This window comes from Halobacillus ihumii (assembly GCF_902726645.1).
Classification (GTDB): Bacteria; Bacillota; Bacilli; order Bacillales; family Halobacillaceae; genus Halobacillus_A; species Halobacillus_A ihumii.
Genome location: NZ_CACVAO010000001.1, coordinates 4,181,185 through 4,204,461, shown reverse-complemented (window position 1 = coordinate 4,204,461; position 23,277 = coordinate 4,181,185). Strand labels below are relative to the sequence as shown.

27 protein-coding genes are annotated in these 23,277 nt (G+C 42.3%); all 27 read right to left on the bottom strand.

Annotation, left to right across the window (positions count from 1 at the left end):
• Window positions 1-3: 3 nt before the first annotated feature.
• The 27 genes from G6R08_RS21070 to G6R08_RS20945 all read right to left on the bottom strand — a co-directional run bounded on the left by G6R08_RS21070 (window position 4) and on the right by G6R08_RS20945 (window position 23,262).
• Window positions 4-726 carry an FAD-dependent thymidylate synthase gene (locus G6R08_RS21070; RefSeq protein ID WP_163530943.1) on the bottom strand — a complete coding sequence of 241 codons (723 nt, stop codon included), beginning with the start codon at window positions 724-726 and terminating at the stop codon, window positions 4-6.
• A gap of 2 nt (window positions 727-728) precedes the next feature.
• The gene (locus tag G6R08_RS22320) at window positions 729-854 is read right to left on the bottom strand and encodes a hypothetical protein (protein WP_275897943.1); all 126 of its coding nucleotides are present in this window, start codon (window positions 852-854) and stop codon (window positions 729-731) included.
• A gap of 136 nt (window positions 855-990) precedes the next feature.
• Window positions 991-1,422: a dUTP diphosphatase gene (dut, locus tag G6R08_RS21065; protein ID WP_163530941.1), complete on the bottom strand. Its 432-nt coding sequence runs from the start codon at window positions 1,420-1,422 to the stop codon at window positions 991-993.
• On the bottom strand, window positions 1,419-1,991 hold the full coding sequence (locus G6R08_RS21060; protein ID WP_163530940.1) for a hypothetical protein: 573 nt from the start codon (window positions 1,989-1,991) through the stop codon (window positions 1,419-1,421). The genes dut and G6R08_RS21060 overlap by 4 nt, the downstream gene beginning before the upstream one ends.
• A 116-nt stretch (window positions 1,992-2,107) precedes the next feature.
• Window positions 2,108-2,401, bottom strand: coding sequence for a hypothetical protein (locus G6R08_RS21055; protein ID WP_163530937.1), 294 nt, complete (start codon window positions 2,399-2,401; stop codon window positions 2,108-2,110).
• Between the two features lie 11 nt (window positions 2,402-2,412).
• Window positions 2,413-2,703, bottom strand: a complete 291-nt coding sequence (locus G6R08_RS21050) for a hypothetical protein (RefSeq protein WP_163530935.1) — start codon at window positions 2,701-2,703, stop codon at window positions 2,413-2,415.
• Window positions 2,704-2,707: 4 nt separating this feature from the next.
• Window positions 2,708-2,947 (bottom strand): hypothetical protein, encoded by a 240-nt coding sequence (locus G6R08_RS21045; protein WP_163530933.1) that lies wholly within the window; start codon window positions 2,945-2,947, stop codon window positions 2,708-2,710.
• A 4-nt stretch (window positions 2,948-2,951) separates the two neighbouring features.
• Window positions 2,952-3,353, bottom strand: a complete 402-nt coding sequence (locus G6R08_RS21040; RefSeq protein ID WP_163530931.1) for a hypothetical protein — start codon at window positions 3,351-3,353, stop codon at window positions 2,952-2,954.
• A gap of 102 nt (window positions 3,354-3,455) precedes the next feature.
• The gene (locus G6R08_RS21035; RefSeq protein ID WP_163530929.1) at window positions 3,456-3,908 is read right to left on the bottom strand and encodes an HNH endonuclease; all 453 of its coding nucleotides are present in this window, start codon (window positions 3,906-3,908) and stop codon (window positions 3,456-3,458) included.
• Window positions 3,905-6,106, bottom strand: a complete 2,202-nt coding sequence (gene nrdJ / locus G6R08_RS21030; RefSeq protein WP_205439448.1) for a ribonucleoside-triphosphate reductase, adenosylcobalamin-dependent — start codon at window positions 6,104-6,106, stop codon at window positions 3,905-3,907. Before nrdJ ends, G6R08_RS21035 begins: the two co-directional genes overlap by 4 nt.
• Window positions 6,107-6,233: 127 nt before the next feature.
• A complete protein-coding gene (locus G6R08_RS21025) occupies window positions 6,234-7,340 on the bottom strand; it encodes an N-acetylmuramoyl-L-alanine amidase family protein (protein WP_163530925.1) in 1,107 nt (368 codons plus the stop codon).
• On the bottom strand, window positions 7,341-7,835 hold the full coding sequence (locus tag G6R08_RS21020) for a crossover junction endodeoxyribonuclease RuvC (RefSeq protein WP_163530923.1): 495 nt from the start codon (window positions 7,833-7,835) through the stop codon (window positions 7,341-7,343).
• Entirely contained in the window at window positions 7,832-8,857 is a 1,026-nt protein-coding gene (locus G6R08_RS21015) for a hypothetical protein (protein ID WP_205439447.1), read from the bottom strand. The genes G6R08_RS21020 and G6R08_RS21015 overlap by 4 nt, the downstream gene beginning before the upstream one ends.
• 42 nt (window positions 8,858-8,899) lie before the next feature.
• On the bottom strand, window positions 8,900-11,173 hold the full coding sequence (locus G6R08_RS21010) for a DNA polymerase (RefSeq protein ID WP_163530920.1): 2,274 nt from the start codon (window positions 11,171-11,173) through the stop codon (window positions 8,900-8,902).
• A gap of 100 nt (window positions 11,174-11,273) precedes the next feature.
• The gene (locus tag G6R08_RS21005; RefSeq protein ID WP_163530918.1) at window positions 11,274-12,092 is read right to left on the bottom strand and encodes a hypothetical protein; all 819 of its coding nucleotides are present in this window, start codon (window positions 12,090-12,092) and stop codon (window positions 11,274-11,276) included.
• Between the two features lie 48 nt (window positions 12,093-12,140).
• On the bottom strand, window positions 12,141-12,827 hold the full coding sequence (gene bacL2, locus G6R08_RS21000; protein ID WP_163530916.1) for a BacL2 family protein: 687 nt from the start codon (window positions 12,825-12,827) through the stop codon (window positions 12,141-12,143).
• A 351-nt stretch (window positions 12,828-13,178) separates the two neighbouring features.
• On the bottom strand, window positions 13,179-14,126 hold the full coding sequence (locus G6R08_RS20995) for a toprim domain-containing protein (protein WP_163530915.1): 948 nt from the start codon (window positions 14,124-14,126) through the stop codon (window positions 13,179-13,181).
• A 35-nt stretch (window positions 14,127-14,161) separates the two neighbouring features.
• Entirely contained in the window at window positions 14,162-15,424 is a 1,263-nt protein-coding gene (locus tag G6R08_RS20990) for a DnaB-like helicase C-terminal domain-containing protein (protein ID WP_163530914.1), read from the bottom strand.
• 20 nt (window positions 15,425-15,444) lie between these two features.
• Complete coding sequence (locus G6R08_RS20985) at window positions 15,445-16,212, bottom strand: ATP-binding protein (protein ID WP_163530913.1); 768 nt, start codon at window positions 16,210-16,212, stop codon at window positions 15,445-15,447.
• A gap of 23 nt (window positions 16,213-16,235) precedes the next feature.
• Window positions 16,236-16,559 carry a hypothetical protein gene (locus tag G6R08_RS20980; protein ID WP_163530912.1) on the bottom strand — a complete coding sequence of 108 codons (324 nt, stop codon included), beginning with the start codon at window positions 16,557-16,559 and terminating at the stop codon, window positions 16,236-16,238.
• Window positions 16,560-16,653: 94 nt separating this feature from the next.
• Window positions 16,654-17,457, bottom strand: coding sequence for a helix-turn-helix domain-containing protein (locus G6R08_RS20975; protein WP_163530911.1), 804 nt, complete (start codon window positions 17,455-17,457; stop codon window positions 16,654-16,656).
• Between the two features lie 354 nt (window positions 17,458-17,811).
• Complete coding sequence (locus G6R08_RS20970; RefSeq protein WP_163530910.1) at window positions 17,812-18,000, bottom strand: hypothetical protein; 189 nt, start codon at window positions 17,998-18,000, stop codon at window positions 17,812-17,814.
• Window positions 18,001-18,155: 155 nt separating this feature from the next.
• Window positions 18,156-18,398, bottom strand: coding sequence for a hypothetical protein (locus tag G6R08_RS20965; protein WP_163530909.1), 243 nt, complete (start codon window positions 18,396-18,398; stop codon window positions 18,156-18,158).
• Entirely contained in the window at window positions 18,398-18,754 is a 357-nt protein-coding gene (locus G6R08_RS20960; protein ID WP_163530907.1) for a BhlA/UviB family holin-like peptide, read from the bottom strand. The genes G6R08_RS20965 and G6R08_RS20960 overlap by 1 nt, the downstream gene beginning before the upstream one ends.
• Window positions 18,755-18,769: 15 nt before the next feature.
• On the bottom strand, window positions 18,770-22,039 hold the full coding sequence (locus G6R08_RS20955; protein ID WP_163530905.1) for a hypothetical protein: 3,270 nt from the start codon (window positions 22,037-22,039) through the stop codon (window positions 18,770-18,772).
• 18 nt (window positions 22,040-22,057) lie between these two features.
• Complete coding sequence (locus G6R08_RS20950) at window positions 22,058-23,026, bottom strand: hypothetical protein (protein ID WP_163530903.1); 969 nt, start codon at window positions 23,024-23,026, stop codon at window positions 22,058-22,060.
• On the bottom strand, window positions 23,023-23,262 hold the full coding sequence (locus tag G6R08_RS20945; RefSeq protein ID WP_240339791.1) for a hypothetical protein: 240 nt from the start codon (window positions 23,260-23,262) through the stop codon (window positions 23,023-23,025). Before G6R08_RS20945 ends, G6R08_RS20950 begins: the two co-directional genes overlap by 4 nt.
• Window positions 23,263-23,277 lie beyond the last annotated feature (15 nt).

Sequence of the window (23,277 nt, the reverse complement as noted above, 5' to 3'; positions counted from 1 at the left end):
ATATCAATTTCGAACTAATGCGTCAATCGCATTTGGGAAATGCTGCTTCGACAATGTGTGAACCGCTTCAGCGTATTCACGAATTTCGCTTTGTGCGTCGCCTGCCAAACGTTGGTTTAAGAAGTGACAAACGCCTTGTAAACTTCCCGCCCAACGCCAACGTACATATAAGCCGTAAGCAGGTAAAAACAATCGTGCCTGTTCGACCGCAACGCCCGCTTCAATCGCTTCTTGATAACGTCTATGACCTTCTTCATAGTTTCGAATTAATTCTTCCGTAAGCTTTTCGCCTTGTTCAAGCGGTAACGGTTCGCCCGACCCTTGCTTTCGGTTTTCAGGTGCGGAACGCCATTCGTCAGCTTCGACAATATAGAATTCAACGCTTTCCGTAACATAACGGCGGCTTGATTCGTTCCACGCTTCGTGAGGGTCTTGATTTCGCAACGGTTGTTCAGCGTGGTCGCTGCCAATCACGTATTTCCACCATTGTCGGGCGACCATTAAAGGCGCATGAATTTCGAATTTCAGGAACGAATGACGAAAGGGGCTTGTATGCCCCTCACGACCTAAGAAATCAAGAAGACGCCCTTCCTTATCGCCAAATTCGTCGGATTCACGGTCGAACGAAACCTTTGCGTCATTTACGGGCGATAAATCGTCACCCATAACGTTATTTGTTTCAAGTTTTACATATCCTTTATCAAGTACGTTTACCTTTGTTTCCATTATTACGCCCCCTTTTCTTGGTCGTCTTCGTCAATTATCTCCATAATGAAATCAACTTTCCCGTCGTCGATTTCTTCCTGTTCATTTTCATTTTCATCTTCAATAAAGATAATTTCAGTAAAGTCCATAGTTACGAAGACCCCTTTGCTTAATTTTTTGATATATTACATTTCTGTTACAATCTATTACGATTCTATCGAACATATATTCCAATTTCAACCGATAGAAAAGCAAATCTATTGACATATATTGACGTTTGTACCTCTATACGCCGCTTGAACCGAAGCCGTTCGAACCTCTTTCCGTACCGTCTAATTCGTCAACAATCTTGAATTCAACGGTTTCTTCGTATTTTTTGAAAACCGCTTGCGCTATTCGGTCGCCTTTTCGAATTTCTAAGGGTTCTTGACCTGCATTATATAAAATGATTCCAACGTCACCCCGATAGGTTGGTTCGATAGTAGCAGGCGAATTTAGAACGGTGATTCCTTTCTTATACGCCAATCCGCTTCGTGGTCGAATTTGCATTTCGTAACCTTTCGGCGGTTTAACCGCAAGACCTGTTCGAAGCAATGCCCGTTCGTTTGGAAGTAACGTTCCTTCGTCAATCGTATGAAGGTCAATTCCAACGTCGCCTTCGTATGCGTTTTTCGGAATAATTGCGTCTTCATGAAGCTTTTGAATATCGACAATCATTGTAAAACCCCCCATCTTGATTTATAACCCTTGCTTGTCATACCTTCTTGAATATTTTCATAATCATTTCCGTGATAATACGCCCGCCTTGCACGTTCGGCGACGGAATTCGCTTCTTCCTTCGTTTTGTATGTCCCGAAGTGAATCGCCTTTCCGTTGACGTGAAGTTGAACGTACCAATTTCCGCTGCCATTTCGATAAACATTTCGCAAACCGCTTGATTTGTTGTTTCGTTGTGCGCCCTTTCGGTTTTGCCCGTTCACAACGTAAGAAACTGCTGCAAGATTATTTCGGGTATTGTCAAGCGTATTATGATTCGTATGGTCAACGACTGTTTTCGGCGGGTTATTCATGATAATCGAATGTAAATATACCGTAACGCCCCCGATTTTCGTTCCAACGTAAACTTTTTCGTTGTCAGCCGTTCCAACGTTCATTGCGTACCAACTTCCCGAAATCATAGAAACACGCTGCAAATCGCTTGTTGAAATGGTCGTTGTTGTCGTCGTGCCTTTATAATTCAAAAAGATAACAGTCACGTCGCCACGAATTTCGTATTTGTTTTTCAAATGCTTCACCCCTTCGTTTGATTTCACGAAGAAGTGTTGCGACGTTACGGCGGAATGTGACACCGAAGGTTGATTTCATTTACACCAAAAAAGAAAAAGCCGCCCAAATGGGCGACCTATTTATTCAGTAATGCGTTTTTAGCAAATGAAAGTTCGTTGAACCATTGTCGGTCGTTCATATCAATCGCCATATTAATCATTTCGTCGAAGTCTTGCGGCTTCAACGTTACTTCTTCAATGTCGGTCAATGCTTCAATTCGAAAGGGAATAGTTTTCTTCAGACGTGGAACCGCAACCTTCGCAAGTGTTCGCAATGTCTGCTTTTCGAACCCGACTATAAAACCCTTTTCTATATTCTTGCGGAAGTTACATTCGACCCAACGTCCAATTACCGCTTCGTTCGCTTGCATGAAATTCCCCCTTATATTTCTTCAACGTGTTCAAGTGCCAAACGCCCGATTTCCACTTTTCGACCGTGCTTCGTTTTTAAAAATTCGTTGTGCCTTTGTGCCGCTTTACGTGTTTTATACTTTCGAATTGTACCTTCCTTCATTAAAATTTGACCGTCAACAAGAACAATATAATAATTGTTTGGTTTACAATTGTCGCAATACCAATTTCCGAATTTCTTTGCACCTTCATATTCAGGTGCTTCATTGACGACTTTTTCACATGTAACACATTTTTCTTCGAATACTTGCGGTCTGCTCATCCAATCACCTCTTATCGTGAAATTTTATAATTTCTGAATAGCCGTACATAAGCAACGCCGAAACGTCTATTTCATAAACGTCATAAAGTTCCGAAGCTTTTACGCCCTTTTTCTTCGCTTCATGTTGGTATGAATAACCGATAGAACGTCCAAGTGTAGGTTTATCGTGAAATGCTGCTTGACCTTTTTGACCCGTCATTATGACGTCGGTATCTTTTCGAACTGCAACAAAAATTGTACTCATACAATCACCCCAATGTGTATTTTTCATATTCGACTTGATATAAAAGACCTTTCGCAAAAACTTCGCCAAGCGTTGAACCGTGAAATAAACTTCTTTTGACGTCAATCCAATATTTATTTCCGTCGAAACCGAAAGTAAATTCGTGCTTCAGGTCTTCCAACAATACCGTTGCAATATGCGTTTCAACGGAAACAGGCGGAACAAAAACAGGTCTTCCGTTCGAATCCGTCCAATTCGTTTGACCGACTTCCTTTCCTGTTTTCGGGTGCTTTACCGTTTGGAAAATTGCGCCCCGTTTGAATCCAAGAACATTTGCCGCAACCAATTCGTCAAGTTCACGCCCCGCTTTCAACTTCTTCAATTCGTCTTTATACTTTTGCAAATCAATAAGTGCTGCTTCCTGCATTTGCGAAACCTCCTTATTTGTATTCACGTAAGCGTGTTGCGTTGTTTGGTTCGTTTGTGACATATGGGCATAAAAAAAGACGCCTTCCCGAAGGAAGACGCCCTATAAGCAACCGTATTCACCCATTTTAATTTTTGCAATTTGTTCCGCTTCTTCAATTGTTTCATAACTTCCGAATGACTTTCGTTGTCCATCAACAAAGAAACGAACACGCCAATTATTATGATTCTTTTCAACGCCACGAACGCCGCTTTTAGACCTTCCTGAAACATTGCGGTTTTGTGCGTTCTTTTTTGGCGTTACGTTTCTAAGATTTTTCTTTCTGTTGTCAAGTCTGTTTCTATTCCTGTGGTCAACAAATTCGTTTTCTTTTGGTTGTGACAAGTAACGGTGAAGATATTCTTGTTTACCGTTACTTCCTTTTACATATCCGACAACATAACCGTTTCCCGAACGTATTTTCAAAGACGTATATCTTTTACTTATAAGGTTGAAGTCTTCAACGTCAATTAAGACGTCAAAGACCTGTTCCTTGTGCTGAACTTTAATAATCATTTAATCGGGCAACTTCCACTTTCGCAATCCGATTGACCGACAAGTTCAACGTCTTTGTCGCTTTGATTCATAGCGGTAAAGATTTCTTGAATGTCGCCCCGAATTTGTCCTTTGCGGTTTTCATACGTTTCTTTCGTAATAGGTTCTTTCGGTGCTTGAACGAAACCATGACCCGCAAAAGGCAGCAAGGACGTTGATTTCGTATAATCCCGATATTGACGGAATAAATCGGCAATTTTGTCGCCTTCGTGTTCTTGGAACGTAATTGTGCATGAAACGGAATTATCCGCCCAATAACGTTGCATAAATGCTTGATTGGCGAATTGTTCTTCGATTGACGCTTCACCCGCTCCAATAAATCCGTCTTCATTGGCGGAAGGTGCTTCAACAAGGAATTCAACGACTTTCGTATTTGCGGAATATTCGTCGTCTTCAATGTGATAACCTGCCAATTTAATCGCAACAAGCAACGGGTCGTTCGCTTGGAAACGAATACGTTGAATTAAGTGCGAATCATAATGGAAGTGTACGCCTTCAGACATTCCCGCAAGTTTCGAAACGGTTCCGCTTGGCTTAACGGTTGTCAATTTAACGGAAGGGTTGCAGCCTAATTGTTCCGAATAATCAATGTCGGATTGTTTAACAGATTGATATAATTCGTCAACACGTTTTGCCGCCTTTTCATTAAAGATTGCCGTTCCATCTTCTTCGAATCCAACGACAAGACGACCGCCGAAGTTTTTCAACGCCCAATCCTGAATTCCAGACATTGAAACGCCAATTCGACGATTGTTTTGAATAACGTTTCGGGAAACTTCCCATTCGTAATATGAGAAAGTCACACGTTTTGCGAACCGTGCCGCAAGTGCGTAAGCTTCTTCAACGTCAATTCCGTTTCGTTCGGCAATCAACGGGAATACTTCGAATAAATTACATGGTTCACCGTTTGCAAGCGAAATTTCGCCGCAAGGGTTCGTTCCTTCAACGTCAGGGTCAACGTTTGGTTGATAACCGTCAACAATACGCCCGAAGTCTTTCGAAAGTTCCATATTCACAATTGCAGGTTCACCGTTGACAACTAACGCATTTGCAATTTCGTCATAATCGTCAAAGGAACGGTCAACAATAACGGAATTATTGGACGCCCAACGGTGCGACATTAGTTTTTCCGTATCTTGTTTCATTGTAATAAATTCGGAATCATTCGGGCTTCCAAGCGCAATTTCAGCCGTGCGTCGAACGTTACCCGCAACAACGGTTTTTCCGATTAGATTCATAATATCGGTTGATTCAACGCTTGATAGTTTACGACCTGCCGCTTCATTTACGATTTTATTTGTCGCAAATAGCAATTCAACAAGCGGTTTCGCACCTGAAGCAATTCCGCCGAATCCTTTGATTGGTTCGCCTTCTTCACGTACACTTGAAACGTCAATAATGACTTGTTCAATGTCTTTTTCAGTCGCTTCTTCAAAATGTGAATCAATAACTAACGCTTCAGCTTCAACCCAACCTTCACGTTTGTCGGGTACTTTGAAGGCAATAAATTTCGTTGTTTTCATATTTCGAATGTGTTCGTCTTTATCAACCGCACCCGCTTCAATCAGTTTGTCGTAATCACCGTTTGATTTATCCGTTACAACAACCGTTTCAATTTCACGGTCAACTTTTGGCATTAGTTTCATATTTTCGTCAACTGCGGAAAACCCAACGCCGCCGCCTTTCATAGATTGGTCGAATAAGAACGAAAACGGCATAGAAACAAGTTTGTCGTCTTTCTTCGCATAGAACGGAACAATATGACTATCGCCGTATGCCTGCGGTCGAACGGCAATAAACCAACAATTGTTTAAGGCGTCACCGTTCCGTTCGGCGAATTCCGTTCCAGAAATCCAAAGGTTACGACCACTTGAAACGCCTGAAATCGTGTAAATTAAATGATAAAGGTCTTGCGCTTCCCTTTGTAATTCATTTAAAACCTTTTGCGGAACGTGACCGTGCTTCAAACGTGGGTCAAGATTTACGTTACCTTCGACAACACGCTTGACGGTTTCGTGCCATTCTTCTTTTCGCCCCTTTTCTTCAATCCAACGTGCATAAGTTCGCTTATATGTGACCCAACCTAATTCGCCCCAATGCGGTGTGAAATTCTCTTTTTCGAATTCAACGAATTCATTTGATAAAGTGATTTTTGCCATTTTCCCGTTACCTCCTTTTCTTAAAAAATTCATATAAAAGTGTTGCGAATAAGTTTTAAAATGTGACTTTTGAAGATAAGAAAAACGACGGGGAAAACCCCGCCGCATGTGTTTTATTCAATTCGAACTATTCAACACGAACATATTCGTCTGAAGCCGTAATATAGAAAACGTCACCGTCACTATTTGCGACTTCATATTGTTCGCCCGCTCCGACCGTCAATTTATCAAGGATATTCGGGAAACCGATTCCTTCGGTAACGTGTCCCGCAAGTGCGGAATCATCCCATGAAGGGCGTGAATAGAAACGAAGTTTGCCAACCTTACATTCTACCCTTTTTCCAATAAACCACGGTTCATCTTCTTCCTTTTCAATAAGTTGAACAAAAACGTCAGCCGCCGTGATATAGAACGTTGCGCCGTCCGAATTTTGAACTTCGTATTGTTCACCGTCGCCAACTTGCAGCTTTCGAACAATTGTCGGGAATCCAACCCCTTCGTCAATCCTTCCGAAAACGTCAGCGTCAGCCCATGAAGGTTCAACGTAAAAACGAAGGTCAGCAACTTTTGATTCCAAACGATAGTTTCCAATGTTTTCGTCAATAACGTAAGTTTCATACGTTGGTTTTGGTGCTGCGGGTTTCGGATTGGAACGTTTCTTCAGTCCATATTGTGCCGCAATAGCGTTTGTAATCGCCCTTGCACATGTTCGACGGTATTCATCAGACATTAGAAGACGGGCTTCTTCTTTGTTGTCCATAAACCCACATTCAACAAGAATTGCGCTCATGTGCGTTTCACGAAGGACGTGAAAGTTCGCCGTTTTAACGCCACGATTGAAAAGACCCGTTGCGTCAATCATTTCGTCTTGCGCTTTTTCGGCAAGTTCCATTGCTTCAGGCGGTTCGGATACATACGCATAAGTTTCAATGCCCCGTGGTGCGGGTTCGCCCCAAGTGAAATTCATTGCGTTTGCATGAATAGAAACGTAAGCGTCAGCACCTTCCGCATTCGCTTTATTTGTCCGTTCAATCAACGGAACGTCACGAACTTCGTCGTCAACCCTTACAATTTCAACGTCTTCATATTCGTTTACAAGATTTTCTTCAACGTAACATGCCGTTGGATAATTGAAATCGTGTTCGTTCATATACGTTCCATCATCAAATTTTGGAGTTCGTTTACCTGGCGTATTTGCGCCGTGTCCTCCGCCAAGTGCTAGTTTAAAAGCCATTTATTTCGCCCCCTTTCGTAATTTTTTCTTCTCAATCAACGTCAAAGCAACGCCCATTGCGTCAGATTCGTCGTCGCTCTTAAATTCGAAATCGTCGGGAAGATTCAATTCAACTTCAATTGCTTGTTGCAATTCAGTTTTCGAAGCCCTTCCACTTCCTGTGACTACTTTCTTAATTGTTGAAGCGGCGTATTCTACAAGACCCATTTTCGAAAAATATTCTTCAGCAACGCCGTAAGCCTTGAACAAAACTTGCGTCGCTTTCTTGTGCTGCGAAAATCCTGCTTCCCTTGCGGCGTATTCAATTGGATATTCGTTCAAGATTTGTTCGAAATTTTCCCGTTGTTTCGTCAGGCGTTCCCCGTGCGCCTTTTTCGTATTTGCTTTGACAATGCCCGAATCAATAAGTCGGACGGCTTCGCCTTTTACGCCAAGTACCGCCCAACCTGTCGAATTCATTGAAACGTCAAGACCTAAAACGAAGATTTCCGTCATTGCTTCTTCGCCCTGCGTTTTGCCGCCGCCTTTTGTTTTCGTTCTTCAGCCTTCCGTTTCTTTTCTTCTTCTTTGCGAATCTTTTCCGCTTCGACTGCTTCGGAATCATAGGCGTTTGTACCGCCGTCTTGTTCGCAAATTGTCTTGAACGGACAAAATAGGCATTTTTCAGGGAATCGACCTTCAGGAAGTTTGTCTTTATGCTTCGATTTCGCAACAAAGGCACATTTCGCAAGGAACGCTTGTTTCTCTTTTTTGGTCGGCTTGTAATAGAAATAACGCATATCGTGTTTTGCGTCTTCCTGCTTCAGCCAACTATCTTTTGCAAGCGATTCATAAACGAAAATGAATTCGTCAACGTCGAACAATAGCGAATAAGCAACCGCCTGTTCTTTGTGACCTTGTTGAATATCCTTCATTTTAAAATCACCAATTGCGCCAATCGTTGTTGATTTCGTTTTGAATTCGAATCCAATCTTCGAACCGTCAGGCGTGTATTCAAGAATTCCGTCCATCATTCCGAAAACTTGAAAGTCAACGCCCTTGTAATTGAATGGCTTTACGTCCTTGATATTGTGTTCCCATGCAGGCGAACCGTCTTCCATTCGTTCAACCTTAAATTTTGGATTCTGCAAATGTTCTTCTGCATAAAGCAAATCTTTTTGAACTGCTGCATGAATCGCCGAACCATTACGAACCCAACGTCTTTGAAACGGGTGCATAACCTGTTCGTCCTTGTCTTCCTTTTTCAATTTGTAAAACAATTCACGTTCACATTTTGAAGCCGAAGACGGTGAAAACGTCGGCAGCCGTTGAAAGTTCGGTTTCTTCGGATTCTTCAACGCTTCAAGTTCTTCTTCTAATATTTGAATTTCAATGTCCTTGTCGAAAATTTCGTCCATTGAATGGAATTTTTGAAAGTGTTGCTTCATTGCTTTTGTCAATTCTTCGCCCCGACCTTTCGACGTAACTTCATTGTGAAGTTCTTCGCCGTCGGAAACGAATAGTTTCGATTTATCCAAGTAAAACCCCCCTTCTATCGTTAAATAGGAAAACGGCGACAATTAAGCCGCCGCAAACCATTCGTCTTTTGAAGTTTCTTCGCCCCATTCGTGCATGAATGCCACGTCAACCTTTAACGGAACATTTAATTCCGTTGCGCCTGTCATTGCGTTTTCAATCAATTCTGTTTCGTCTTCCGTAATATCGTCAGGAACTTCGAAAAGTGCTTCGTCGTGTACCGTTCCAACAACAAGCCAATCATTTCGATAAAGCGTCAGTTCATGCAGGCGAATCATTGCGATTTTCATAATATCCGCCGCCGAACCTTGAATAATTGCGTTTACCGCTTGGCGTTGTACCCTTGAAACACGTTTATTTACGTCGTGAATCTTGCGTTTGAATTTGTACGGAAGACGCTTTTTCACGTCCCAAATGTTTTCGGGAACTTCGTCGCCACCCATACGTTCACTTGCTTCCTTACGAAGCTTTTTCAAAAGTTTTGCGTCTTGTGCATGGTCAGGGAAACGTCGTTTACGTCCATACATGGTTTCAACGAATTCTTGTTCCGCTACCAATTCGTGAATTGACGCAATCCATTCTTTCACGGTTGGATAAGCGTCATAAAAGTCTTGGATGAATTTTTCAGCTTCGTCAACGGAAATTTCAAGTTGACTTGCAAGCGTCCACATTGACGTTCCATACATAACCGCAAGTAATCCCGTTTTCATCATTTTCCGATACGTTGAACCGTCGCCGCATTCTTCCATTGGAACGCCAAACGTTTTCGACGCCAACGTTGAATAAAGGTCGTAACCTTCTTTGTATGGGCGTTGAAGTTCTTCGTCGCCTGTTATATGCGCCAATACACGGGGTTCGATTTGACTGAAGTCGGAACCGATAATAATTCGACCATCAGGCGCACGGAAAATTGTTCGTGCTTTCGGCGGTAGTTGTTGAAGATTCGGGTCGCTTGAAGAAAAACGCCCCGTATCCGTTCCGTTTTGTTTGAATTGCCCGTAAACACGCTCTGTCGATTTAACCAAAATAGGCAGCTTGTCAATGAACGACGACAACAATTTTGATATTTTCCGATATTCAAGAAGTTTTTCCGCAATCTCGTATTGCTCCGCCAATTTCTTCAGCGTTGGTTTATCGGTCTTCGGTGCGCCGCTTTTGTTCTTAGCAATAACGGGAAGACCTTTGTCTTCAAATAACGCTTTTTGCAATTGGTCAGGCGAATTGAAATTAATATCACCTAATTCCGCTTTAAGTTCTTTTTCAACTTTCTTTTCGTCACGCTTTAAAACGGTTCGAACGGAATCGACCTTCGTACTATTCAATAGAAAGCCGCTTTCTTCCATATCAATACAAACGTCAAGCAACGGATTTTCTATTTCGTAATACAACTTTCGAATTTGCTTCAGGTCGTTTCGTTGGAATTGCTTTTCGATAAATGCGTACATTTTAACGGTCAACGCCGTATCCTTTGCAGCATAAACAAGCGCAACGTCAAGCGGAATTGTGTCAAATGTCGCTTTGCCGAATAAATCTTTGAACGTATCATTTTCGGCTTTTATGCCAAGTATTTTCGCATATTTGTTCGTTAGGTCTTTCAACTTGAACGTTGGTTCGTTTTCATTTAAAACCCACATTGCAAGCATTGTGTCCATCTTGATTCCACGAAGTCGAACGCCTTCCATTGAAAAAACATGTGCGTCGAACTTGGCGTTGTGAAGCACCTTCAATTTGTGCTTATCTTCCAAATACGGTTTCAACTGCTTCATAACATATTCGGTCGATAATTGGTCGCCTTCTTCGTGACGGGTCGGAATATAAACATGAACGTCTTCGTTTGGAAATGAAATCGAAAGACCGACAAGTTTGTTGTCGCCGTGAACAATGTCCAAGCCGTCGGTTTCCGTATCCAATCCAACCAAATCTTCCGTTCCCCAAATTTCACAAATCCAACGCAATTCATCTTCCGTTTGAATCAAGTGATAATTGTCGGGCGTTTCTTCGACCATTTGCTTCAAATGTTCTTCCCGTTTGACTTCCATAAGACGGGCATACATTCGAAGGGCTTCGGCTTTCGTTATCTTCGCACGGGCTTCAATTTCACCCGCTTTCCACGCCGAATAAGTCATGCGAAGCTTTTCTTCATCTTTTGGCGTGTTTTTACGTGAAAATACTTCTTCCCAAAGTTCGTCAGGCGATTTTTGCGAAGCCTTCTTTTTCTCCTTCGTTTCCTTCAACCGTTCTTTTCTCCGTTCTTCCATTTCTTCGGTTGTTACGGATTCCCATTCGTCAAAATCCAATTCAAGTTGACTTTCGTCCATAAAAGACCCCCGTTTCATTAGTAATCAATAAGGAGTGTTGCGAATTTCCTTCGATTTGTGACAGATACAACAAAAAAGGACGGCAATCGCCGCCCCTCTCTTAAAAGTCTTTTGTTGGGTCATCTTCACCTTCGTCAATCGGTTCGCCTGCGTCTTCGTTCTTGTCACCCTCGGATTCGCTCTCGTTATCTTTTGCGACTTCAGTAATTTCGTAACCCAAGGCGTCCTTGACGGGGAATCCTGCTTTTTGCAATTCCTTCGCTTGTTCTTCGGTTGTTCGTTCCTGAAGTGCTTGTTCGAACGTTTTGTCGGGAACTTCTTTGCCATCCCATTTATCGAAGGTCGCTTGAACTTCCGTCATTTTCTTCGGCATAATCGGATTTAACGAATAAGTCGTTTCGTTCTTTTCGCCTGTTCGTTTCAGAGTGAAAGCAACGTCTTCGAGTTCGTCGGCATAATCGTCAATATTTGCAATCAGATTGTCGCTTTGATTTTTTGTAGCGTCGAAAACACGAAGCATTCCTTCAGGATTTCCGTCGTCGTCTTTCGCCCCTTCTTCAAGGTCAACAAATGCGAACAATACCCGTTTCTTGGCGTACATTCCCGCCCATTCGGAAACCGTTTCGCCTTGTTGCGTTTTAGTCGTACCAATCAGACCGCCAACAAGTTCGCCTTCATAATTTGCAGCTTCGCAAAGAAGACAACGTTCGCCTGCTACGTGAATACATGGTTGCGTGAAAATTCCGTTTGTGAAGTGGGTATGCCCTTTGTACGCAACGTAATCCCTTGCGGATAGAACACGAACCTTACGGCTTTCCCCTGCCTTCAAGCGAACGAACGCTTTCTTCAGGTCAAGACCTCCACCTTGATTTTTAATTGCTTCTTTTGCTTCGTCACCACGTCCTAAAATAACGCCCATTTAAAACCCCCCTTCTTTTTGTTAGAAACGTACCGCAAGCGGGGGTTTTTACGCCGCCCGCTTTTCCATAAATTTCGCAAATGACTGTTTGGAACGTTTGACCAATTGGCGAAGGTTGGCGTCATATTCTTCATATCCAAGCTTTTCCGCAAGGTCTTCGCCTTCGTAACCTTGAAACAAGAAAAAGATTACTTTCGCATAGCGTTCATTTTGCTTTGCGTACTCACGAATGATTTCAACCGCTTCGTTTTCTCCGTCTTCAACAACCGTTTCTTCAACGCTTGGAACACTTTCAAGGGCAACGTCGGCAAGTGTTGTTTCGCCTTCTTCACCGTTTCCAACGGGTGCGTCGAGCGAATCCCAACGTGCGGAAGCGTATGATTTTCCGTCCTTGTCGTCTTCATTGCCTTTCGTCTGATACTTGCGCCATACGCCCGCTTCAGCGATTCGGAAACGAAAACTTACAATTGACTTGAACTTTCCTTTCGTTGGTTCAAACGCTTCAAGTGCTGCCCAAATAGATTCATAGAATGCGGAATAAAAATCTTCGTGCGGTAGTTCAACGCCTGTTTCGGTTGCACGGTTGACCGCATTGCTTGAACAAACGTCAACATAACCTTTCATTGTTTCGACTAATTCAACGAGAATGTCTTCACGGATAAATTCATTCGTTTCGTTGTAATAAGCCACCGCCAAACCTTCAACTTTTGTCCAATGATTTTGATTACGTTCCATTTTTAAATCCAACCTTTCGAAATTTTGAATTGCGGCTTTCGGTCGTTTCGGGAAGAAGTGTTGCGACGTAAACTTGATTTGTGACACATAATCGAAAACTTTTTTAAATGAAAACATGTTTACGTTATAGGCATAAAAATATAGAAAACCCCTACGGAAGAAGAATCTTTCGTAAAGGTTTTTTGTTGTGCCGATTTCCCTGAAGTCCCTAAAATTGCCACTTTGTTTGTTGTGTGTTACCTATTATACGACGAATACATATAAACGTAAACAATTAAGCACGTAATCACAACGGAAGTCTCAAAAACGTTGGTATTACATGGAAAAAGGCATTAAAAAAGCCCCGAATGATTACCATTCGAAGGCATTTAATTCCACAATTTTCATTCCGTCTATATGCTCACGGGCTTCATTTATATCCGTCAGTTCTTCAGGAACGTTTGACCAATCGACTTCGTATAAGTCAACAAGACCGCCAAGCCTATCAATTATTGATTTCCTTGCCTTTTCGCCTGCCTTGTCGTTATCCGTTGCGATAATCAACGTTTCAATTCCCGATTTCAATATAATGTCCCGTTTTGCTTTCGTCAGGTTCGAAGTTCCTATTGCTATCGCCGCAATTCCTTTTGCCCACAATGTCAAAGCGTCAATTTCGCTTTCCACAATCCAAACTTCTTTTTTTCCTTTATGAACGACCCAATGAATGCCATACAAATGATTTCGAATAGGTTGACCGCCTTTCACGTACCAAAACGCCTTTGAATGAACGCTTCGGTGCTTCCACGAAATAACGTTCCCTTTCATATCGTGCCATACAAGAACAATTGATTTCGTTTCAGGTTCGTAACCCACTTCAAACGCCCGTTGGACGTTGAACGGAACGCCCCGCCTTTCCAAATAAGGGTGCTTGAAAAGATACGGTTTCAATTCGGAACGGTCGAAAATTCGCTTGTTTACCTCCGCCGCTTTCCAATCGTCAAAGTTCAATTCGAAGTTTTCAATATCGCCGTAATCAGGCGAATACATTGCAAGAAGATATTCTTCCGTTTCTTCGTACGATTCCCGACGTATCCAAGAAAGCAATTTGACGAAGTTCCCTTTGCGCCATTGTTCGTCGTCATTTCCGCTATCAATGAACGTTCCATTTTCAAGATTTACGGCGAATGACGGGTGTGTTTCGTCACGGAACGGTGAACAAGCTATCAATCTTTCTTCCTTCCAATTCGGTTTTTCCCAATCAAACGATTCAATTTCAGCTTTGACGTTGATTGGAAGTTCTTTTCCCCTTATCAATATCATAATTGTTCCCCCTTCATAAAAAACAAGACCGCATTCTAAAAACGTGCGGTCAAGTCAGGTTCGCCAATATATCCACGGTTAAAATCGCAATGCAAGTCAACGACTTCACCAACGGCAGGTTCACGGCATTTCGCAACAAGTAGTTTTCCTATTCCGTCATGTTGGTCGAAAGTCAAAACGGTTGCAGCGTCTTGAACAACGGCGATTGTTTCGGAATATTGGTCAACGGTTGGCGGCTTCACAAGTCTTGCGCCTTCTTCGTCGTCTTCCTTGTTTTCTTTTTCCGCCGACGTTGGCGTTTGGTGTACGAGAAGAACGGTTACACCGTAACGGGCGAACAATTGTCTTATTTTTCGTGAAGTATTGGACATTGCGTCACGGTTCGAACCTCCGCCTTTATGCGTCATAAGGTTGAAACCGTCGATAATTGCCAACGAAATATTCGGATTCATTTCAAGGTCGGCTTCTATCGCTTCAAGCGTCAATCCATGCGGCAAGTCTTCCATTGTCTTCACGATATAGGGCGTTTGTTCTTCTTCAGATAATTCGAATTGCTCCAAGTAAGCGTAATATTCTTCTTCGTTTTCCAATTGCCCACGGCGTAAATCCGAATTGACAAATTTTCCGTCTATCGTTTCAATACGTGATTCTTGTTGTGATTTCGAAAGTTCGGGTGAGTAATGGAGGACGCCGAATCCACTTCGCCAAGCTTTCCGACCCATATCCGTCGCAATCCAACTTTTACCCCTGTTCGTATAAGCCATTAAAAGAACGTAATCACCTAATTCCATGCCCGTCATTTTTTCGTTCAACGTGTTATATGGAAGGGGAATATATCGGTGTGTTCGGGTTTCTTTCGCTTCTTCATACCGTTCTTTTCGTTCTTGTCCATTAATTGCGAAGTTAGTTCCCGCCGAAAATTCGGTTGACGTTTGACGTTCAATTTGTTTCGTTCTTTCGCCAAGCCACAAAACGAATTCGTCACCGTCTAATTCCTTGTATTTCGTCTTCGCTTCCATTTGCAGCATTTCGAATGCTTGACGTTTTGCCGATTGCTTTTTCAAACGTGCCGAAAGACCTTTGAACGGTTCATGAACGGCTTCTTGATATTCAAAATCGTCAAATTCAGAAACTACCGTTTCAACGTTTGGGCAAGCCCCGTATTGCTTTCGATAGTCAACAATATATTCAAAAACGTCGTCCAATCGCTTGAAGTCGTCCTTGTTGACGTTGTACTTCAGTACGGAATGAACGTCGTTATTATCTAACATTTTCGAAATAATTTGTTCTTCAACCATGAAGTCGAACCCCCTTTCGTTTATAACGACTTCTTGCGATTGTCTTTTCCTTTGAATGGAATTGCGTGGGTCATGCCTTCGATTCGTGAAGCGACTTGTTCACCGACGTATTCATGAATTCGGTCGTCAGGCGTGTTTGAAGTGAAAATTGTCGCCCGTTCTTCCGTTTCACGTTCGTCAATGATTTCGTAAACTTCAGTCGTGAACGCTTCAGTCATTCCACGAAGACCAATGTCGTCAAGAACAAGCAAGTCAACGTTTTTCATTTTGCGTTTCAATGCTTGATATTTGTCGCCGTTTGCTTCCTTCGTTTCGGTTGAACCGCTAAATTGCGAAGAATAAACGTTTTGGAATTTCGCCATTTTCATAAAGAAGGCGGGTTCGTTATTGATAGAACGTTCTTGTTTCGCTTCAAGAATGCTTCGTTGTCGCAAGTATTCAATGACAAGCGCAATTGCTGCCGTCGTTTTTCCCGTTCCTGTTCCTTTCGAATTCTCTTTCGTTGGTACGCCGAAAAAATACAATCCAACACCTTCGTCAACCTTTTCAACAACCTTTGCCCCGTATTTTTGCGTAATTAAAAATGCCTTCGGATTGGATTCTTCGAAAGGCAAGTTTTGAATCGTCGCATTCTTATATTTGTTGGGGATATTGGCGACGGCAAGAAGACCGCCGTCACCGTTGACCCCGTGCATTCTCGTAAACGGGAAGCAAAGGGGGTTGCAAAATGTCGGATTGCCTGCTTTCGAACAATATTCGGCTAGTAAACATTTGTGTTCAAGCGTCATGCCGTGAACCCCCTTTCGTCTTTTTATCGAAGTGCGATTCCGTTACGTTCTTTCAACGTGTCCAATGTGTCGCCATTGTTGAACGGCGTTGATAGATTGAAATATTCGTATTGATTTTCAAGAACCGCTTTCGTAAGTTCGTCTTTCGCTTCGATACCTTCGGGCGGAAGTTCGTCTTCGCTCTTGAATACGTCACCAATAACGTCGAAAACGTCACTTTCAGTTTCTCTTACAATGTCAAACTTTTCGGAATCTGTTTCAGCCGCTTCAACACGATTGAAAACATCCTTTTCCGTCATCTTTTCTTCCATTTGTACGCCAATCACCATCATTACTAAATCTTGCATTAATAATCACCTTCCCTTTGAATTTTTGTTTTCTTTACTTTCACCCAAACGTGTAGTTCCGTAAGTTCGATTTGTGACACGTAACAATAATTTTTTAATCTAATTCGTCAAGAAGTGCGTCATAATGGGAATCGTCGTAATCATATTTTTCCGATTCCGCTTCAACTTTCGCTTCTTCCTGTTCGGAATACTTCGCAACGCCTAACGCTTTATTCGCAAGCCATGAACAAATTTGACCAATTGTAGGGCGTGGAAATTGACCGTTTGCCCAACGTTTGTCGTATTGAGCGAAAACCGTGTCCAGAATCGTCTTTATTTCTTCATCCGTGTAATTCGACAACAATTTATTCTTAATCATTGCGGAATCACGACCCCAATTCGGTTGATACGTTGATTCATAGGTTTCGAAATATTTGTTGCGGAAATAATTCACAACGTCTTTCGCATTCTTGAAAAGAATATTATCTTGTTCTTGGTTCTCGTTACTTGGTTCTAGTTCAAATTCTTTTTCTAGTTCTTGTGCAATAGCTGTTTCACAACCCCCTTGTGAAGACTGTTTCACATTGGTTGCGTCAGATTTCACACCGAAAGTGAAACCGACAACGGGCGAAATGATATATTTGTTACGGCGTCCTTTCGCCGTTTTTTCTTGAACAATACGAATCACCTTTTCACCGTCAATTTCCGTTTCAGTCAATGCTTTCAACTTTGTTACGACGGTTCGACGTGAATACCCGACCATTTCCGCAATCTTGTCTTGCGACGGGAACGCTTCACCTTTGCTATTGGCGAATGTTGAAATCGCTGCAAGTATCGCAAACTTGTCGATTCCTAACGATTTGATTCGACCCTGCTGCAATGTTTCAATATCCAATTTGACGAAAAGATTTTTTGACAATGAAAATTCCTCCTTCGATTTTGTCGGGAATGCGTCACATTTTCGGAATTCCAAGCAACACATTTTTGCGTAACCCTGAAGGAAAACGCAATTCCCATTTGTATTTGCTTTCGTTGTAACGTGTAGCTTCACAACCCCCTTTTTGTGACACCTAAATTAAAAAAGTTTTTCGTTCTCTTTACATACGAACAAACGTTTGCTATTCTATTAATACACAAAAAAAGACGCCTTCCCGAAGGAAGACGCCTATTTCACTCTATTAATTTAAGTAATTATTTTTTGTATTAGAATTTTAGTAAAAAATATTTAAATTAGTATATGGTTCTATTAAATAATATTAGTTTATTTATTTAATCAATCTTCTTTCCATATGTTCATTAATTGTAAAAATGCTTTGTGTTCTTCTTCGTTTAATTTACCTTCTTCGTTTGTAAGCATTTCTGAAAGCATGGTTGCGCTATCAATATTCTTCACGGTTGCCAATGCCTTAAATCTTTTTACAACATTCCCTTCTACCCTAACTGAAAACGGTTTTTTAGCCATTTTCAAATTTCCCCCTTTAAGTTATTACAGTATATTGGATTACACTTCTATTTGAATACATTTATAATATTACCAAAATGAAAATTTTTATACAAGTAAACAATTAAAAAAGATTACGCCCGTAAACGTATGAAAACGCAAACGGGCGAACCTCATTACTTATTATTTTCTTTGTTCAAGATTGGAAGTTTCGAAAGGTCGAAAAATCCGCTTGCAGCAAGACCGACGGCGACGCCATAGAATAAACGTTCTTCAATCGCCCCGCCAATAAAAAAGTACCCTGCGACAAGTCCAAGACCAACGGAAGCGATTGGCATATAGTTAGCAGGAACCCCCGCTTTCTTTAATCCTTCGCCTACCGCCGTAATCACCGCAACAATCAATGCCATTTCAATCATTATTCATTACCCCCTTGTTCATTATTATTTCGCCATTCTTGGCGTTGTTTCTTTACTTCATTTCGTAAATGCAATTCGTCCTTGATTTCGTCAACGTCTTCCGTCAACTTTTCGACCCCTGTCGCAAGCCTTTCGAACTGCTGCGAAATGGTCGTAATAAATTCCGTCAACTTGTTTTCACGTTCCAAACTTTCCCGACGAACTTCGTGGTATTCGCTCCGAAGACGGTCTTCCCGTTCCTTCGCAATTTCTTGTTGACGCCGATTTTCTTTCAGCGTGTACGCAAATAAAGCGACGTATAACAAAGCCCAAACGCCTTGTTTCGCCGCTTCCGCAATTAGAACTTCATTGAACATTTCGACTATCCCCCTTTATAAACGATATTTCGGTTTAACTTTCGGAATCATTTCGAACATTCGTGGGTCTTCATAACCCATTGTCCAAAGACCGACGCCTTTCAATCCAAAATCATTGACCGCAATATTCATAGTGCGTAAGAACGATTGAGCGTCACCGACCCACATGACCGACATTCCTTCACGGTCGCCAATTAGCATTTGACCGAACCAAACGCCCGCGTCCTTCAGAATAACTTTTATTTCTTTGTCGCCTTGCCAAGAATTCCACCCGTCAACGGTTATTTCGTAGTCAAGCGAAACTTCGGATTCATAAACAAGTTCTTTATCCGTTGTATCCGTGTCACGGTCGGTCGTACCATCTTCAGACGGTGCTTCGTCACGGGTTTCCGTTTCGTCAAGTCCTGAATAAATCAAATAACCGTATTTGTCGTAATCATAACCGCTTCGGGCAATACGCCCATATTCACGACGTTCGCCGTCAACTTCGACTTCGAATTTCTCCAACGTTTCCCAACGGTCAAGCGTGGAAATTCCCAACAATGTCGCCTGAATGTGTGCGTCCCATGCGTAAAGACCGCAAGCCCCTGAAGTTCGTTGCAACGTTACATTGCCGCTTGCAGGGTCAACGTCACCGTTATTTACGAATACTTTCGTCAGGTTTTCGCCTTCGATTGTGGAATTATCTTCAACGAATGCTTGAACGCCGTCAACGTAAAGAACACATTGTTCGCCAAGATTTTTTGCGGTGAATGTTACTTCGTCACCTTCGCTTACATTTAAAAGCGGTTGGCGGGCGACAATTGTTTCGGTGTATTCCCAACTATCCGTTTCGGCGTTGTACGTGTCTTCTTCAAGAACTAATTCCGTGACCCCTGTTCCTGTTACCGTTTGACCTGCGCTATTAGTGAATGAATAATTACGTGTAAGGTCAACACGGAATGCGTAACCGTCGGCGACACTTCCTTCGTTTTGTGCCATTAAACGAATTCCCGCTTTGCTTCCGCTAATGATTTGCATGGTCGCTTCAATTTGAATGTTTCCTTCCCATTTTTTCGCAAGAACTAACTGCGACGAAGCGGAATCATTGTAATCAAGAACAATCGAACCTGATTCGTTCATAATTTGCCAACTTCCTGTTGTGAAACCGACGTTTCGTGGGTCTGAATAACAAATCTTTTCGCCGTTTTCGTTGGTTCCAAGATTGTCGCCTTGACCTTGCACCGTATAACCTCTTTGTGCTTCACGATAATAGGTTGTATCTTGAAGCTGCGGTTGCGGTTCGTCATTAAAAGCCCTTTCGCTATCATAATAAGATTGAAAGTTGTCTTCCCATAAAATAGCGGGACGGGCGTCACGTCGAAGCATTTTCGCCGCCAATGCCATTTTCGTCGGAAAATCAGCGTTCTTTGGAAGAATCGTATTTCCGTTCGTGTCCTTGTTGAAGTCGTCGGATGATTTCTTTTTTAACGGTTGAAGATTCGAATTTAACATAAGTTCGCCGCCTGAATAATTTTGGTCGAAGGCGTCACAAACGACAAAACCAAAAATCGGGGTGAATTCGGTACTTCCCGCACCGTCAACCGTGATTGTGTTCGACCCTTCGTTTAATGTAAACGTACCGCAATCGTACCAATGCGAACCATTCAAAACGAAAGGATACCATTCTTCGGTATTTCCGCCCCCTATTGTAAAATTTGTACTGTTCACGTTTCCAACAAGGGTCATTTGGTCATACCATGAAAAAGAAGTTATCGCCACAATTTGATAATCACCTGAAGCGGGAACATTTACGTTATATTCGACCAAACCTTCAGGAACTTGTTCTTGTAAACAAGCCGTTCCGTCGCTATTCGGCGACCAAATACGGTGAACGAATTCGTATCCAACGAAAACTTCGTCCGTTCCATCAACCGTTTTGACAACGTGATTGAAGTCTAACGTATCAGGGTCAAGGTTCGGGTCGTATTGCCTTCGTTCGGAATAGGGTGATTTATCGCCAACACCTTCAGGCGGATTGACTGCGAACGCCTTGCCGCTTACATTGTCAGGAATATTCGCAATGTCGTGAACATTCGTCCATACCGGCATTTGTTGTTTCGAAAAGGAAGTCGCATATTCAACACGGTTATATTCGCCAATCGTAGCGGTTGAAGTACCGCCGTTATGCTCCTTTATATCAACGTATTTAGGTTCGAAGTAATCGTAAACATGTGGATACATAACTTCATTTAACGATTCGCCGTCTTCTTCAGCCGCAAAATAAAGATAATCTTGCGGTGAATATTGAAAAACCGTTTCGTCCGTGCCGTCGCCGTCTACGTCTTTTTGAATACGTTGATAATGTTTATAACGACCATTCTGCCAATCTAGCAATTGTAAATAGGTGATAGTTGTACCCGCTTCGACAACACTTTCGTCGTGCATTCCCCACCTATGACCATATGCAGCCGCACCAACGTAAACATTTTCTTTTTTCAATGCGGCGTTAGGGTTTTGTCCAATCGCTTCTTCAATCCATTCACAAACGTCCGTAAGCCACCAAATAGGCGTTGAAGCACCTGCGGAACTTCCGCCCCAATGAAAGTCATACGTCATACATTGCAATTCGTCCAACGTTGGATTTCCGTTCATATCGGTTGATTCGGCGAATAATTTATAGTTGTGGAAACGGTAGTAATAAGGCGTTGAATTGCCCCACATACCATAAGAATTCACCCGAAGACGTTTACCCTTCGGAATACATACTTCGTTCTTGATTCGCTCTAATAATTGAATATAGCGTTGGTCGTAACCTTGTGCGTTCGGGTCGCTTGTCATAGAACCTTCGAAGTCAATTTCGATTCCAACCATATTCAACGGCGTTCCTGAATTACGTGAAGACTTGTAAACGTCAACAATCGCATTCAATTCAAGAATCAATTGTTCCTGCGGTAAACGTCCCGCCGAATTCGTAACATCATTCGAAAGAACGTCCTTGACCGTCGCCCAATCGAACGGAATAATAAATTGCATATGCCAATTCAAATCAGGGTATTCAATCATGTCGTTTTCCAGAATAATAGGCATACGAACGCCCGTATGAGAAAGCGAACCGTTCACGTCGTCAAAATAATATCCGCCGCTTGAATAGTCGTAAATTTTCCCTTCGCTATCAACGCCGAATTCGTGAAGACCAATCGAATAAATTTGGTCATGATAGTTTCGTAATGAACGGTGAAATGCGTCGTCTTCGCTTCGTCCCATGAATGACCACGTAAGCAAGCGACGATTGTTGTTTTCCATAATCAAACCCCCTTTGAATTAGTAACGTGAACGACCGTGCGTCCATTGAAAAAATGACGCATATCCGTAATAACCAATGCCCACGTCTTCTAAATATTTGTATTGCTTTCGAATTTTGTTTCCGTCGTCATCTTTCGTTATAATTTCAAGCGTTTTTTGTTTATAAAACTCAATACGAAAACGGGTCGAACCTTTTGGTGCAAGAAGAAATTTATTCCCGTCAATTTGAACGGGGTAGTCGTAACCGTTTATATTTATCGGTTCTTCCTGAATCAAATCAACGTGTTCATTTCCGACCCTTGCGACCCTTGTATTCGCATGAACGTTTATTTCTGTTCCTGCTGCCGCTCCGTCGAACCACATTTCCCTTGTATAGCGATAATGAAGCGGATGTTCAACGAACATTGATTCGACCAATTCTTTATTTTGGTTTTCGGCAAAACCGCCATTTTCCGCCTTTTGACGGTATTCTTCGATAATAGGTTTATAATGCCATTCGTCTTCAGGAATCTTTGCGCCTGCATTCGTTGAAATGCGGCAAAGGTCGAAATCTTCTTTCGGGTAAAGCGTAATATCAAGACCCGTCGGAAGAATAGGAACCGACCAATCTTCAGGAAGATAATTCGGAACAATAACCGTTCTATGACCACGACCCATAATGTTAAACCAACGCTTTTTGACGTCGGTGAACACTTGCGGCGGATTCGCTTCAAATTCATTCGGGCTTGCAACGTTTATATTTTCGTCGTCCGTCCATTTCAATTGTTTCATCATTTCTTTTGTGTTCGGAATCCAACCCGTAAGCTGCCGACCGCCTTGAAACTGAATGTCGGTAAAATAAACGGGTTTTCGGTCGATTCCGTCCGTTGACGAAACGGCGTCATTGACTTCAACTTCGAATTCGACTTTTTGCACCTGGCGATTTGGGTCGGCTTCAAACGTGCCATTAAATCGAATCCAATCTTGAAGCGTTGGAAGTTGGCTCATACGTTACCCAACGACCATTGAATTTCGGATACATGACCGACCCACGACGTTGCCACCGTTCCGCCTTGCAGCATAACGTCGGTTAAATAAACTTTCGGTTCACCTGAAAACGACGAATCGTCAGGTTTTCCGCAATCCGTCGCTTCTAGTGAAATTTCTATTTTTTGAATCCTGCGGGTTGGGTCAGTATCAATTTGTTTTGCCATGTTTCGAAAACTATTCGTTGTAACTGCCATTTCCGCACCTCCTTT